Annotated in this window: 16 protein-coding genes; 4 read left to right on the top strand and 12 right to left on the bottom strand. The window is 57.9% G+C overall.

What is annotated here, in order from left to right; translation table 11 throughout:
- Positions 1 to 230 precede the first annotated feature (230 nt).
- The gene (locus tag AB1S50_RS17515; RefSeq protein WP_367152396.1) at positions 231 to 2,174 is read left to right on the top strand and encodes a hypothetical protein; all 1,944 of its coding nucleotides are present in this window, start codon (positions 231 to 233) and stop codon (positions 2,172 to 2,174) included.
- Positions 2,175 to 2,272: 98 nt separating this feature from the next.
- Here the strand turns inward: AB1S50_RS17515 and AB1S50_RS17510 are convergent, their stop codons facing one another.
- Complete coding sequence (locus AB1S50_RS17510) at positions 2,273 to 4,384, bottom strand: prolyl oligopeptidase family serine peptidase (protein ID WP_367152395.1); 2,112 nt, start codon at positions 4,382 to 4,384, stop codon at positions 2,273 to 2,275.
- Positions 4,385 to 4,484: 100 nt separating this feature from the next.
- On the opposite strand from AB1S50_RS17510, the gene dtd reads away from it, so the two are divergent.
- A complete protein-coding gene (gene dtd / locus AB1S50_RS17505; protein WP_367152392.1) occupies positions 4,485 to 4,922 on the top strand; it encodes a D-aminoacyl-tRNA deacylase in 438 nt (145 codons plus the stop codon).
- On the opposite strand, the gene AB1S50_RS17500 is transcribed toward dtd, so the two are convergent.
- Positions 4,829 to 6,022 (bottom strand): aminopeptidase, encoded by a 1,194-nt coding sequence (locus AB1S50_RS17500; protein ID WP_367152390.1) that lies wholly within the window; start codon positions 6,020 to 6,022, stop codon positions 4,829 to 4,831. The genes dtd and AB1S50_RS17500 overlap by 94 nt on opposite strands.
- Positions 6,023 to 6,052: 30 nt before the next feature.
- Between AB1S50_RS17500 and AB1S50_RS17495 the strand changes: the two genes are divergently transcribed.
- Positions 6,053 to 6,310: a hypothetical protein gene (locus AB1S50_RS17495; RefSeq protein WP_367152388.1), complete on the top strand. Its 258-nt coding sequence runs from the start codon at positions 6,053 to 6,055 to the stop codon at positions 6,308 to 6,310.
- A gap of 291 nt (positions 6,311 to 6,601) precedes the next feature.
- Entirely contained in the window at positions 6,602 to 6,736 is a 135-nt protein-coding gene (locus AB1S50_RS17490) for a DUF3149 domain-containing protein (protein ID WP_367152387.1), read from the top strand.
- Positions 6,737 to 6,742: 6 nt separating this feature from the next.
- Here the strand turns inward: AB1S50_RS17490 and AB1S50_RS17485 are convergent, their stop codons facing one another.
- The 10 genes from AB1S50_RS17485 to AB1S50_RS17440 all read right to left on the bottom strand — a co-directional run.
- Positions 6,743 to 7,507 (bottom strand): esterase/lipase family protein, encoded by a 765-nt coding sequence (locus AB1S50_RS17485; protein WP_367152385.1) that lies wholly within the window; start codon positions 7,505 to 7,507, stop codon positions 6,743 to 6,745.
- A complete protein-coding gene (tatC, locus tag AB1S50_RS17480) occupies positions 7,500 to 8,237 on the bottom strand; it encodes a twin-arginine translocase subunit TatC (RefSeq protein WP_367152384.1) in 738 nt (245 codons plus the stop codon). The genes AB1S50_RS17485 and tatC overlap by 8 nt, the downstream gene beginning before the upstream one ends.
- A complete protein-coding gene (tatB, locus tag AB1S50_RS17475) occupies positions 8,234 to 8,686 on the bottom strand; it encodes a Sec-independent protein translocase protein TatB (protein ID WP_367152383.1) in 453 nt (150 codons plus the stop codon). Before tatB ends, tatC begins: the two co-directional genes overlap by 4 nt.
- Positions 8,687 to 8,701: 15 nt before the next feature.
- Positions 8,702 to 8,956, bottom strand: coding sequence for a Sec-independent protein translocase subunit TatA (gene tatA, locus AB1S50_RS17470; RefSeq protein ID WP_367152398.1), 255 nt, complete (start codon positions 8,954 to 8,956; stop codon positions 8,702 to 8,704).
- A gap of 69 nt (positions 8,957 to 9,025) precedes the next feature.
- Positions 9,026 to 9,361: a phosphoribosyl-ATP diphosphatase gene (locus AB1S50_RS17465; RefSeq protein WP_367152382.1), complete on the bottom strand. Its 336-nt coding sequence runs from the start codon at positions 9,359 to 9,361 to the stop codon at positions 9,026 to 9,028.
- Positions 9,354 to 9,755: a phosphoribosyl-AMP cyclohydrolase gene (gene hisI, locus AB1S50_RS17460; protein ID WP_367152379.1), complete on the bottom strand. Its 402-nt coding sequence runs from the start codon at positions 9,753 to 9,755 to the stop codon at positions 9,354 to 9,356. Before hisI ends, AB1S50_RS17465 begins: the two co-directional genes overlap by 8 nt.
- A gap of 71 nt (positions 9,756 to 9,826) precedes the next feature.
- Positions 9,827 to 11,437, bottom strand: a complete 1,611-nt coding sequence (gene ubiB, locus AB1S50_RS17455) for a ubiquinone biosynthesis regulatory protein kinase UbiB (RefSeq protein WP_367152378.1) — start codon at positions 11,435 to 11,437, stop codon at positions 9,827 to 9,829.
- A gap of 2 nt (positions 11,438 to 11,439) precedes the next feature.
- On the bottom strand, positions 11,440 to 12,066 hold the full coding sequence (locus tag AB1S50_RS17450) for a ubiquinone biosynthesis accessory factor UbiJ (protein ID WP_367152377.1): 627 nt from the start codon (positions 12,064 to 12,066) through the stop codon (positions 11,440 to 11,442).
- Positions 12,067 to 12,090: 24 nt separating this feature from the next.
- Positions 12,091 to 12,840, bottom strand: a complete 750-nt coding sequence (gene ubiE / locus AB1S50_RS17445) for a bifunctional demethylmenaquinone methyltransferase/2-methoxy-6-polyprenyl-1,4-benzoquinol methylase UbiE (protein WP_367152376.1) — start codon at positions 12,838 to 12,840, stop codon at positions 12,091 to 12,093.
- Positions 12,837 to 13,061, bottom strand: a 225-nt coding sequence (locus tag AB1S50_RS17440) for a hypothetical protein (RefSeq protein ID WP_367152375.1), incomplete at its 5' end; no start/stop codon positions are given. The genes AB1S50_RS17440 and ubiE, both read right to left, overlap by 4 nt.

Below are 13,061 nucleotides of genomic sequence, written 5' to 3'. Positions count from 1 at the left end.
GCCAGTGCACCTGGAATCTGCTGAGAAGTAGATTCCAGGTGAAAAAACAAACAATCTCAGGGTTGTTTTGGTCAAATTCAGGCCCGCACCAGAAAATACTGATACTGCCGTAGCGATTGTTGAGTTATTCAGACGTTCCTTAGTATTTTAAGCTACACTACATGGCGAAAATTTAAACGAAAGTTGAACAATAAATAATCGAAAGGGTGTAGGTTTTGCCATCAAGTAGCATGCATAAAGCCAGCAACAAGATTGCCTGTTTATTACTATCCTTAACTATTTCTGCCTGTGGTGGAGGTGGTAGCGGTAACAGTGATGTGGAGAACGACCCAGGGGTGGGCCAACCACCCCCAGTCTCTTCCGACGAGACTACCCTTGCTATTGCCGGTGTGGTAGAGGGCGCCGACTCTGGGGATGTCTCCATCCTGGTAGGTTCTAAGGCGTACTCTGCCAGTATCGACGGAGGGCGTTTCTCTGCAGATATAGACAATGGGGCAGAAGATGATCTCATTGTTATAACCGCTTCTTTTTCACCGGCAAGTGTCGAAGTTCCGGTCGTTTTTAAATCCTATGTGGGGAGGGTTTCGCAGCTGACAGATACGAATGGCGATGGTGTGATCGACCAAGCGGAACTGCCAACACTTATTCTTTCACCTTTAAGCAGCAGTGTGGCGGTGATGACTGAGCGAGCTGCTGTTCAATCGATCGATACAGCCGAGAACTTGTTTGAGGCTTCCCAGGCACTTCCACAAGAGATAATCCTTGAGAGTGCAATTGCACTAAAGTCAATTTTACTCGGAGCTTCCTGGGACTCCTCTAAGTATGCAGACACCTATGCACTTCTTGAGGATTATTCCACAGCTAACCGGATCGCAAGAGTCTTGCATGATATCAACCCGACACAATATAAATCCTTTCGAGCAAGCTTGCTAAACTCTTACAATTACACTTTCCCGCTGGACGGATTCGAAGATAGTGAGTTGCTATTTATTGAGTGGGACGCTTTTGAATCTTATCCAGGGGGACAGGTTGTGCAGTTAAGTGGTGGGGCCGAAGGGAATGGTTACCTCTCAGGATATGGCTTTACCAAAGAAAATGACAATAAAATTCTTTTCAGCATAGGAGGGTTGGCACAGCGTGAGCTTGTGGTGGATGTTGATGGAGTATTCGACCCGCAGATTTTTCGCGACGCGCGGGAAGGGTGTGCGCTAGATGCGGCAGGCCACTATCTGGCTCGACCTGTTAAGCGTCGTTTTCTGAAATATTTGGATACTTCGATCTTCTCCGCCTATGCAGTCAAGGATACGTTTCGCTGTGGTGAAACGGACGTAACCTTCGACGGTCAATATAGTTATGCTCAAGTCAACCGTTTCGTCTCGGGTGATCTGCAAACGTATACCCAGGGGGGCTTCGCAGTTCGTACTTTCCTGGAAACAGATTCGACAATCTATACGCAGGGGGCAAATTGGTTGCAAGTGGCTGTGGTAACGCCAAACAACAATGGCGGTATAACTCAGCGCTTCGACTTTAAAAGTGGCTATACCGATGATGGATTATTGAGCTATCTGGATAATGGCCGTATGGCCCTGGATATGAACCGGGGAGATTATATGGAATACACCCCCCTTGGTGCGGATGGGCCGGCGATCAAAACCCTTGGTATTTTGAAACGCGTCGATGGATCTGTCGTTTCCGTCACAGGTGGTCCGCTTGTACCAATCACTGCCGGCCTCTCTATACCGACATCGTCCAGGCTCGTCTCCCCGGATTGGCCATTTTCAACCCTGGACCCTGATTCCCTCTATTATGATTTGGGTTTTGGGTTTGCCTTTTTTGCTGATAATAGGGGTACTGAACTAGTGAGGCTGCGGAGCTCCACTCTTCTTTATGGGTCCAGTACCGCCAAGTTCTCTTGGAGGAAAATTTCAAATCGCCTGGAGTTGCGTTACTACTTCCAAACGGCGCAGAGAATTTATCTAAGTTCTTGCTCGGAGGGTGACAGCGACTGCGTAGAACGCCGCTATCGGGAGTTGGAGCCACTGGCACAGGTGGGGGACCAACTCTTTGTAAGAGTACATGTAGAACGAGATCTAGGCGAGTCGTCGGGGGTAGAGTGGGGAACCAGTTTTCACCTTGCCAGTTATATAGAGCGTTTTACAATTCTACCTAACTAAAAAAATTACCACCCCCACCACCTTTTTGGGTGGGGATGGTCTTTAATAACTTATTTTCTAGTCGACGAACGAAGTTCGCTTTGCCTCCACCGAGAGTGTCAATCCTGCTTCATTCCCAAAATGTCTGCTAGGAAGGCGTACTGATTCGTAAAATCCTCCACCTGCATCCACACCGGTTTGCCGGCACCGTGCCCGGCCCGGGTTTCCACCGCCAGGTAGATGGGCTTGTCGCAGCCCTGGTCCCGCTGCAGCGCGGCGGCGAACTTGTAGCTATGCCAGGGCACTACCCGGTCGTCGCGGTCGGCGGTGGTGATCAGAGTGGCTGGATAACACTTGCCCTTTTGGGTGTTGTGTACCGGTGAATAGGCGTACAGGGCCTCGAACTCCTTCTCGTTCTCGCTCAGGCCATAGTCGCTGGACCACTGGCGCGCGTTGGCGGAGGCGGTGTGATAGCGCAGCATGTCCAGCACACCCACAATCGGCAGAGCGGCCGCAAACAGGTCGGGTCGCTGCACCAGAGTGGCGCCCACCAGCAGACCGCCGTTGGAGCGCCCCATAATGGCGAGTTTCTGTGGTGAGGTGACCTTCTCGTCGATCAGCCACTCTGCTGCAGCGATAAAGTCGTCGAACACATTCTGCTTTTCGGTCTTGGTACCCGCTTTGTGCCAGGCGGCACCATACTCGCTGCCACCGCGCAGGTTGACCATCGCCAATGTGCCTCCCATATCCAGCCAGCCGGCAAAGCGGGTGTAGAAGCGTGGCAACTGCGCGGAGTTAAATCCACCGTAGCCATACAGCAGGGTGGGGTTGCTGCCATCGCGCTTCATGCCCTTGCGGTGCACCAGAAACATGGGTATCTGGGTACCGTCTTTGCTGGTGAAGAAGTGCTGGTCCACAGTGAAGTCGGCGAAATCCGTCGGGTAGTCCGGTGCCTTCACTTTTTTGCTTTTTCCGCTTAGCACATCCAGTTGATAGATGGCGGGCGGCGTCAGGAAGTTGCTGAAGGCGTAGTAGGTTTCCGCATCGTCCGGCTCGCCGTAGAAACCGGTTACAGTGCCCACGCCGGGCAGCTCCAGTTCGTACTGCTGTTTGCCGTCGAGGTCGGTCACCAGTACTTTGGACCTGGCATCCTCCAGGTAGTGCAATACCAGTCGCTCACCAATCAGGCTGGCACCCTGCAGGGCATTTTGCTGTTCCTTGACCAGCTCTTTCCAATTGGCTTTTTCCGGCTTGTCGAGATCAATGGCCACTATGCGGCCATTGGGCGCGTCGACGTTGGTTTCAAAGTAAAAAGTCTTGCCGGTGTTGCCCAGGTAATGATAAAGGCCATCCCAGTCATCCAGTAGGCGAACGACTTGCGCCTCTTTTTGGCGCAGATCGCGATAGTAGACACCGTTGCTTTCGTAGCCGTCGAAAATGGTCAGCACCAGGTAGTTGCCATCGTGACTCAACTCGGCGCCGGGGTTGCGGGTTGGGTGGTCCGTGATCTCGTAGACCAGTGTGTCACTGTCCTGGGGCTGTCCCAGCTTGTGGAAATAAATGGCGACCTGCTGGCTATCGTCGGCGCTGCCGTCGTCATTGAAAGGATAGCGACTGTAATAGAAACCGGTCTCTTCCTCGGCCCAACTGACACCGCTGAACTTGATGCCGGTGAGTAGATCCTTGAGGTCCTTGCCGGTATTGAGGTCGCGCACATGGTAGTCGGTCCAGTCGGTACCGCCGTCTGAGGTACCGTAGGCCAGATAGCGCCCCTCGGGACTCACCGCGTAGCGTTTGGCCGCGATGGTGCCGTCTTCGCTGAGTTGACGTGGGTCCAGTACCACACGGGCTTCATCCCGCCCCAGGTCCTCGGTACGATAGAAGACATTCTGATCCCAGCTGCCATCGTTGTACTGGTAGAAGACTTTACCGGCTTTTTTGTAGGGTACCCCGTAGCGTTCGTACTGCCATAGGTCGGTGAGGCGCCGGTTGATTTTCTCCCAGTTGGGCAGTGCTTTGAGGGTGGGCAGTGAAAGCGCATTTTGGGCCCCCACCCAGTCCTTTACCTGTTTCGAATCCTGTTGTTCGAGCCAGCGATAGGGGTCCGCCACCCGGGTGCCAAAATAGTCGTCCTGTTGCGCGACTGTTGCAGTGTCGGGGTATTCCTCGGTGGCAAGCGCCACACCGCACATCAGTGTGCCGGCGGCCAGTGCGACTATTGATTTTTTCATACCATTGGTTCCGGTTTCTTCTCTTTGGACAGTTGGCTAATCTAGGGGATTTGCGCCGCCTGATCCAGAGTGCGTGCGATGGCTAACGGGGAAATTTGCGTTGAGGGGATTGATACAAAGGGTTCGGCACGCGCGGGTGGAAGTGCATGGCGAGGCGGTGGGCACTATCGACCGGGGGCTCTTGTTGCTCCTGGGGGTGGAGGCGAAGGACAACCGCGAGAGCGCGGATCGGCTGCTGCGGAAGGTACTCTGCTACCGGGTGTTCGGCGACGACAATGGCCGCATGAACCTCAACCTGCAGCAGGCGGGTGGCGGCCTGCTGGTGGTGAGTCAGTTTACCCTGGTGGCAGATACTGACCGGGGCCTGCGCCCCAGTTTCAGTCGCGGCGCCGATCCCGAACAGGCGCGGACGCTCTACGAGTATTTCATCGACCGCGCGCGGGCTCAATTCGCACCGGTGGCCAGCGGCGTATTCGCCGCTGACATGCAGGTGTCGCTGCTGAACGACGGCCCAGTGACCTTCCTGTTGGAGAGCTGATAGGTGGCTCCCAGCGCCTGCAGGCGCGCATCGCGGGTTTTTTTATTCTCCTCGCCCAGCCTTTCGACTGCCTGATAGAAGTCCTCCCAGCCCCCGGATTGCAGATACAGCTGGCGAAACGCCGGCACCAGGGAGCGATATTCCTCCACCAGTGCCAGGGTGGCGTTGTTGGTCTTGTCGATATAGGTCTGGTAGCGCGCCGGATTGGGCCAGCTGGCGCTCATTTGGCGATAGCACTGGCGCAGACGGGCCAGCATGTTGGCTTTTTGCCGGCGTTTGGAGTCGTCACCCATATCTCTGCCGTACAGAAGTTGCAACTGCTTGCGCGCCTGTAGCAGGAGTTGGTTGAGCTGCCGTCGCTCGGCTTCTCCAACGCTAGCGGGACCGGGCAGCCCCCGCTGCCGGCGCCAGTCCGGCAGCGCCAGTTCCGCCACGGCAGTGGCAAAGCTTTCGTTGAAACGCGTGTCACCAGAGATGTACACACGCCGGTGGGCCAGTTCGTGAAACAGCAATCTCGCCAGCCGGTCCGCCGGCCAGGTGATGAAACTCGACAACACCGGGTCGTTGAACCAGCCCAGGGTGCTGTAGGCGGGTACCGGACCCAGGTAGACGTCGTAGTCCTCTTCGGTCAGCTGGCGGGCCTTTTTCAGGGCGTCGTCCCGGTGGAAATAGCCGCGGTAACTGGCGCAACCGGCGATGGGGTAGCACCACTGCCTGGCCTTGAGGGAAAACTCCGGTGCTGCCAGCACGTTCCAGATGGGGTAGGCGCGATCCAGCTGCACATAGGTGGCATAGGACCGGCCCACGGGCAGGTGAAGCTGGTCGCGGGCATAGGTGCGGATGGACTTTACCAGCCGCAATTGTCGCTGCAGCTGTGGATCTGTGTCCGGTGCAGCCAGTACCCGGTCGATGGGCTCCCGGGCGGCGAGGATACGCAACTGGCCAGCCACTGCTTGGGAGTAATAGCCCGCCGTCTCGCAACCCTGAGTGAGAATTGAAACCAGGGCTATGACGATCAACCTGCCGGTCAGAGGCCAGGGCAAAAGCCTGGGGCATGGCTGGCTGTTATACACTGTGGATGCCGACCTTTGAATTTTCAATCACTACCACCGCTCTGGGGAGAAGCCGCCATGGAGCCGGTAACGGGTGCCGCGGGGCTGTCACCGGTCGCCGCAGTACTGACTATCTTCGCACTGATTTTTACCGCTATCGGTTGGCTGCGTCTCCTGCGCACCAGTTTTCACCAAAGCCTGCTGCAGGGCTGGCTCGCGATCTTCTTACCGCCGCTGGCGCTCTTGTTGCTGGCGCCCCATTGGCGACGGGAAAAGGAGCTGTTTGCGCTCGCCCTGGGGGCACTGGGCTTTTTCAGCATAGCCGCATTTCTCTGACGGCAGAACCCACTGACAGTTTTCTCAGCAGCCGGTTTCCAGCGGGCGCTTGATCTGGGTCAACCCCCTGGCCGGACCGGGCCATAAACTGGGAACCTGACAGGTTGTTGAAAAAGCCTTGCCTGGCTTTCCTCAACCCGGGTTTGCGGTGTGTCCGCAAACCCTCCACGGCAAACCAGGCAGTCACACGCTTGGTTCGCGCCCCGAACATCCCTGTTCGGCACAACAGGCTGTTGAAAACCACACCTGCTAAACCAACCGCCAGGATTCGCGCCTATGGAGGAACCATAAATGACCGCGCTGATCGATTTATTTACCAGCTTTTCCGGCCTCCTGAGCCTGGGCATTATTGGCTTCGTATGTCTGATGGCGGCGTTTTTTATTCGCCTGGTGCTGCGCAACATGGAGCAAAGCTCCACTGAATAACCAGCTTCAGTGGTGGCGCGCCGGGCAGTCGAGCAGCAGCGCGCTCTCACCGGTGAAGTAGCCGTAGCGCAGGAATCGCAGCACTTCCTCCATAGCGGTGTCATTTGCCATGATATTGCCGTGACTCAGCGGCAGAGTCATAAAAGCGCACATGCCTTTTACCTTGGCGCTTTCGACAGTGATGCGCCCGTCGTCGGCACCGCGCAGAATGGCTGAAGCGATGGGATTGCGGGAGCGGTTGCCGGCGATAATACCCAGGTCAAAGCTTACCGGGCTCAACTGCAGGGGGACACTGGTCTTTCCTGTTCCCATCTGACGCCCAGCGGGCCCGTTGACCTGCTTGATCCAGGGAATATGGTCCAGCCAGTCGCCGATACGGCTGCCCTGATTGGGGGGTGCCAGCATCACAACGCGATGGGGTGCCGGTATCTGCTGATGCTCGTAGAAGTACCGCACCAGCAAACCGCCCATGGAGTGGGTAACGAAGTTGACCGGTTGCGCCTGTGCCCGGGCGCACCGGTTGAGCCCGGCCTCTACCGCCAACGAGGCCAGCTCCTGGATGGGTTTTTCCCGCGATGGGTAATCCATATTGGCCACATAGTAGCCGGAAGCGATGAGGCGTTGTTGCAGGGGTTCCAGGCTGCTGGAGTCCTTGGTGAGTCCGTGCAGGAGAATGACGCACTGCGTGCCCGCCAGCGCTGTGGGAGCTGGGATGGCTGCGCCCCACAGCACCATAGCCATCACTATCTGCCGCCATCCCCGGCTAGGCATGCTCGTTGTTGCCGGAAAATTTAAACCAGCGCCCGAACAGAATCCCCACCTCGAACAAAAGCCACATGGGCAGGGCCAGTAGCGACTGGGAAATAACGTCCGGGGGCGTCAGCAACATGCCAATCAGAAAACAACCCACGATCACATAGGGGCGCTTCTGTGCCAGAGTCCCGGCATCTACCGCGCCACTCCCGATCAGCAGCACCGTGGCAATCGGGATTTCAAATGCAAAGCCAAAGGCAAAAAACAGTTTCAGCACCAGGTCCAGATAGCGGCTGATATCCGGCAGGACCTTGATGTCGGCGTGAGCCGAACTGACAAAGAACTCGAACAACAACGGGAAGACAACATAGTAGGCAAACGCCATGCCCGCATAAAACAGCAATACGCTGGAAACGAGGATGGGAATCGCCAGCCGCCGCTCATTCTGGTACAGGCCCGGCGCGATGAAGGCCCAGGCTTGATAGAGGACGAAAGGGATGGCGATAAAAAATGCCAGCACGAAACTGGTCTTAAACGGCGTAAAAAATGGGGACGTTACTTCGGTGGCGATCATACCGGCGTCGCCCACCAGTCGCGCCTGCAGTGGTTCGGCGACGAAGTCGTAAATCTCCGCGGCAAAGGGCACCATGCACAGGAAGATGACTACTACCAACAGCAGTGTTTTGAGCAGCCGGTCGCGCAACTCTACCAGGTGCTCGATAAACGGTTGGGAAGTCTGCTCACTCATTGGGGGCTTTCTTTCTTTTGTGCCGGTGCTTGCTGTTGACCCGATGGATCCTCTTTGAGGTCCGGATCACCGTGGTCGTGCCAGTGCTCCGGGTATTCCGGGTCTACCAGCTCTTCGCCCGCTTCGTCCTGTTCCGGCATGTATTCTTCGGCTTCGGTACTCGGATCGTGAGACTCGCTGGCGGGGCTTTCTGTTCCGCTCAGGGTCTGCTCCATTTCGCGGCGGCTCTCCTCCAACTCGCGCATAATGCGCTCGTTGTGCAGTTCGCGGCGAATCTCGTCCGCGCCGATTTCGCGTTCCAATTCCTCACGGGCCTGGGACAGGGACCGCCGAATGCCGGACCACCAGCGGGTACTGGTGCGCACCACGTCCGGGAGGCGTTCCGGCCCTATCACCAATAGGCCCACCACTGCCACCAGCAAAAGCTCAAAAAAGCCGATATCAAACACCGCGCAGCACCCGCACTATTTGTCCTGGGACTGCTTCTGTCGTTCGGTCGTTGGGTCTTCTTGCTGTGGCTTGTCGCTCTCCTCGTGGGCGATGCGCTCCTGATTCTCGGGTTTGGTCTCGCGCTCCTCATCTTTCATCGCTTTGCGGAAGCCCTTGATCGCCCCGCCCAGGTCGCCACCGAGATTCTTCAGCCGCTTGGTACCAAACAGCAGCAACACAATCACCAGAATAATCAACAGCTGCCAAATGCTAATGCCGCCAAAACCCATGTTTTTCTCCCGTTTATTGCTGTGGAGCGACATCCGTCGCACCGGTTCTCTAAAAGTTTGCCCACGCGGTCAGTCACCGCTGCGGGATGCCTTTTCCTCCAGTCCGGACAGGCCGAAACGGCGTCCCAATTCTTGTACAACGTCGTCGGAGCAAGCGTTCAAGTGGGACAGCATCACCAGCGAATGGAACCAGAGATCTGCGGTCTCGGCGATCACAGCCTGTCGGTCGCCGCTGCGTTCGGCATCTTTCGCGGCGAGGATGACTTCAGTAGCTTCTTCGCCCACTTTTTCCAGAATCTTGTTCAGGCCTTTTTTGTGTAGGCTCGCCACATAGGAGGAGTCCGCATCGGCGTCGAGCTTGCGGAGGCGCAATACCCGGTCAAGTTCCCGCAACAGATCATTCATAGATTTGTTCTGGATCTTTAATTATCGGCAGTACAGGCTGCCAGCCGTCATCCTGTAGCACCCGATAGAAGCAGCTGGCGCGTCCGGTATGGCAGGCAATGCCACCTAGCTGCTCCACCAGGAGTAACAGGGTGTCGCCGTCACAATCCAACCGCAGTTCGCGCAGTCGTTGCACATGGCCGGAGGATTCACCCTTGCGCCACAGTTTGCCCCGCGAGCGCGACCAGTATACGGCCTGCCCCTCGTCGATGGTCAGCTGCAGTGATTCCCGGTTCATCCACGCCATCATCAGCACGCGACCGGATTGAAACTCCTGGGCGATGGCCGGTACAAGGCCGTCCGCGTCCCAGCTCACCTGGGCGATCAGGTCGGTATTGGCACTGACTTGTGTCACAGTCTGTTTCCGAATTCCCACTCTATAACTCGGCATAATAGCGCAGCCTGACCGGGCTACCGGGGCAGGCCCTAGGGCCACAGCAGCAATACCAGAGCGGCAAGCCCCATCACCCAACCGGCCGGGGGCAGCTGTGCTAGCCACTGTGGCGATGCCAACGCCAGGGCACCTATGGCTAGCAGTACTCCCGCCCCACGGCGTAGATACTGGCGGCGTCCGCACTGTTGGCCGCGCGCCAACTGCTGCTGAATGTTATGCAATTGTGGTGCTATCTCCCGCGATTGGTCCAGTGCCGCATACACCATTTGCGGTAGCTGGGGGAATTTCTCCAGCCACTCGGGACCGTAGCGCTGGATTTCCCCCAGAAGGGTGCGCGGATGGATACGCTCGCGCATCCAGCGTTCGAGAAATGGATGGGCAGTCTGCCACAGGTCCAGTTGTGGATAAAGCTGTCGGCCGAGTCCCTCTATGTTGAGCAGGGTTTTTTGAAGTAGTACCAGTTGTGGTTGCACTGCCATATCGAAGCGGCGCGCTGTCTGGAACAGGCTGATAAGCACCCGGGCAAAGGAGATTTCCCCCAGGGGCTTCTCGAATACGGGTTCGCACACTGCGCGGATGGCCGCCTCGAAGGTGCTGATGGGGGTATCGGCGCGCACCCAGCCACTCTGCACATGCAGCTCTGCCACCATGCGGTAATCGCGGCGGAACATGGCCAGCAGATTGCGGGCCAGATAGTACTGGTCCTCCCGCGACAGGCTGCCGACGATGGCCGTGTCGATGGCGATATACTGCGGGCGCTGGGGGTGGTCGCGGGACACGAAGATATTGCCCGGATGCATGTCGGCGTGAAAGAAATTGTGCTCGAACACCTGCTTGAAAAAAATTTCCACGCCGCGCTGGGCAAGCAGCGGCATATTGGTGTCCTGGGCCCGCAATTGCGGCAGATCCGTTACCGGGATACCGTGGATGCGCTCCAGCACCAGCACATTGGAGCGGGTGTAATCCCAGTACACTTCCGGGACATACAGCAGGGGTGAATTGGAGAAGTTGCGTTTGAGTTGCGTGGCGTTGGCGGCCTCGCGCACCAGGTCCAGCTCTCCCTGGATGGTGTGTCGGTAGTCCACCACCACCTCCAGCGGCCGCAGTCGGCGGCCGTCGGGCACAAAGCGCTCTATCCAGCGGGCTATCCACTGCAGCAGGTGCAGGTCCTGCTCTATGACACCCTCGATGCCCGGGCGCAGCACCTTGACCACCACCGATTCGCCGCTGAACAGCTGTGCCCCGTGAACCTGGGCCACCGAGGCGGACGCCAGGGGTGTGCGCTCGAATTCCGCAAACAGGTTGTCGACACTGTTCCCCAATGCAGCCTCGACGCGGGCGATGCACTGGTCGGCGGGAAAGGGCGGCACATTGTCCTGCAGGTGGTCCAGTTCTGCGACTACATCCGCGGGCAACAGATCCGGGCGAGTGGACAATAGCTGGCCGAATTTGACGAAAATCGGCCCCAGTTCCTCCAGGGCGCGGCGCAGGCGCTCGCCCCGCGCCATGCGCGGTTGTGGCAGCAGTCTCAATGGTGACCAGGCGATACTCAGCCACAGGGGCCGCCTGGATTTCGGCAACAGCTGGTCCAGTCGGTAGCGCAGGAAAACCCGCGCTATGGTGAAGCTGCGAGTGACCGGCACCTTCAGTGTGCCTCTTGCCTGGAAAATTTATCCCGCAGCAGTTGCAGGCGGGCGTCGAGGCGGTCGCTATCCAACGACAGCTCAGCGATGTCCGCAGCAAAGGCTTCGAATTGTGCCAACGGCGGTGTCAGGTGCCACTCCTCACTCAGCGCTTCGGCAGCGGCGGATGGCGCCGCGCGCAAATTGTCCCGCAACCAGCCGCAGGCGGAGCGCAGTGCCTTGCCGGCCGTATGCGCTGGCAGGTCGCCCACCAGCCGGGCCAGCGGCGCCTCCCAATCCAGGTCCAGATCCCGCAGAATCGACTGCAGCTCCGCCAGCAGCGCGCTGGAGCCGCTAACGCTCACGTCCAGTTTGGCGGGAGTGGCGCCGGGATCGCAGAGCAGGCGCAACATGGCGATGGCGGAGCCGGTCAGGCGCGTGGACACCTCCCCGTCCCACTGCTGGCCCACCCCTACCCGGTCGCCCTCGATCCACAGATACAGCGACAGGCGCGGTGCAGTGAAATCCAGGGCCAGGGCGCGGCCGTCCAGTTGGGCCAGGCGTGCGCGGGTCGCTGGATCGCATGCCAGTGCCCCGTTGACAACGCTTTCCAGCGCGGCGGCAAAGCCGGTGCGGAATGTGGGGTCCAAGTGCTTTCCTTCAGTCCCGGTTAGTCAGGGTTTGATGCCCTTGTGGAGTGCGACAATGCCGCCGGTCATGTTGTGGTACTCGCAATCCACGAAACCGGCGTCACTCAACATCTGTTTGAGGGTTTCCTGGTCCGGGTGCATGCGGATGCTCTCCGCCAGGTAGCGATAGCTGTCGGCATCGTTGGTCACCAGCTTGCCCATGAAGGGCAGCACGCGGAAGGAATATTGATCGTAGATCTTTTCCAGCAGTTTGGACTCAGGCTTGGAAAACTCCAGTACCAGCAGGCGCCCACCGGGCTTGAGCACCCGTAACATGGAACTCAGCGCCAGATCCTTGTCGGTGACGTTGCGCAGGCCGAAGGCGATGGTGATACAGTCGAAGGTGTCGTCCGCAAAGGGCAGATACTGGGCATCTGCCTGCACCGGCACCACATTGCCGGCAATACCCCGGTCCAGCAGTCGGTCGCGGCCGACCCGGAGCATGGACTCGTTGATGTCCGCCAGCACCACCTGGCCCTCGGGGCCGACGATGCGGGCAAAGCGCGCAGTCAGATCCCCGGTGCCGCCAGCGATATCGAGAATCGTCTGCCCCGGGCGGGCGCCGGACAGCTCGATCGTAAAACGCTTCCACAGCCGGTGGATACCCCCGGACATCAAATCGTTCATCATGTCGTAACGCGCCGCGACGGAGTGAAACACTTCCGCCACGCGACCGGCCTTTTCCTCCACCGGAACCTCTTGGTAGCCGAAGTGGGTGGTCTTGCGATCCTTCATGTCCTGCCTGCCGAACCAAAACTGTAGGCACTATTGTACATTGGCAGGGCGAGCCGGGCACTGGCTAAACTGCTAATGGAACCTCTGAAAAACTGCTCCAGTCTGGCATAATTTACCCCATTTCCAACATACACAGATTCAATCATGAGCCAACTGACCTTCGCCGAAGCCGAATACACTATCAAGAAACGCAAAACACGGCGCGAACTGTTCCTCGAGAA

Source organism: Microbulbifer discodermiae, from assembly GCF_040742695.1.
GTDB lineage: Bacteria > Pseudomonadota > Gammaproteobacteria > Pseudomonadales > Cellvibrionaceae > Microbulbifer.
This window is presented reverse-complemented; position numbering and strand designations above follow the sequence as displayed.

Bases quoted from the DNA above. Each gene is read 5' to 3' on its own strand.
- AB1S50_RS17485 (WP_367152385.1), bottom strand. From the start codon at position 7,507: ATGCCTAGCCGGGGATGGCGGCAGATAGTGATGGCTATGGTGCTGTGG.
- AB1S50_RS17490 (WP_367152387.1), top strand. From the start codon at position 6,602: ATGACCGCGCTGATCGATTTATTTACCAGCTTTTCCGGCCTCCTGAGC.
- tatC (WP_367152384.1), bottom strand. From the start codon at position 8,237: ATGAGTGAGCAGACTTCCCAACCGTTTATCGAGCACCTGGTAGAGTTG.
- AB1S50_RS17515 (WP_367152396.1), top strand. From the start codon at position 231: ATGCATAAAGCCAGCAACAAGATTGCCTGTTTATTACTATCCTTAACT.
- tatA (WP_367152398.1), bottom strand. From the start codon at position 8,956: ATGGGTTTTGGCGGCATTAGCATTTGGCAGCTGTTGATTATTCTGGTG.
- AB1S50_RS17465 (WP_367152382.1), bottom strand. From the start codon at position 9,361: ATGAATGATCTGTTGCGGGAACTTGACCGGGTATTGCGCCTCCGCAAG.
- AB1S50_RS17510 (WP_367152395.1), bottom strand. From the start codon at position 4,384: ATGAAAAAATCAATAGTCGCACTGGCCGCCGGCACACTGATGTGCGGT.
- ubiE (WP_367152376.1), bottom strand. From the start codon at position 12,840: ATGAAGGATCGCAAGACCACCCACTTCGGCTACCAAGAGGTTCCGGTG.
- AB1S50_RS17495 (WP_367152388.1), top strand. From the start codon at position 6,053: ATGGAGCCGGTAACGGGTGCCGCGGGGCTGTCACCGGTCGCCGCAGTA.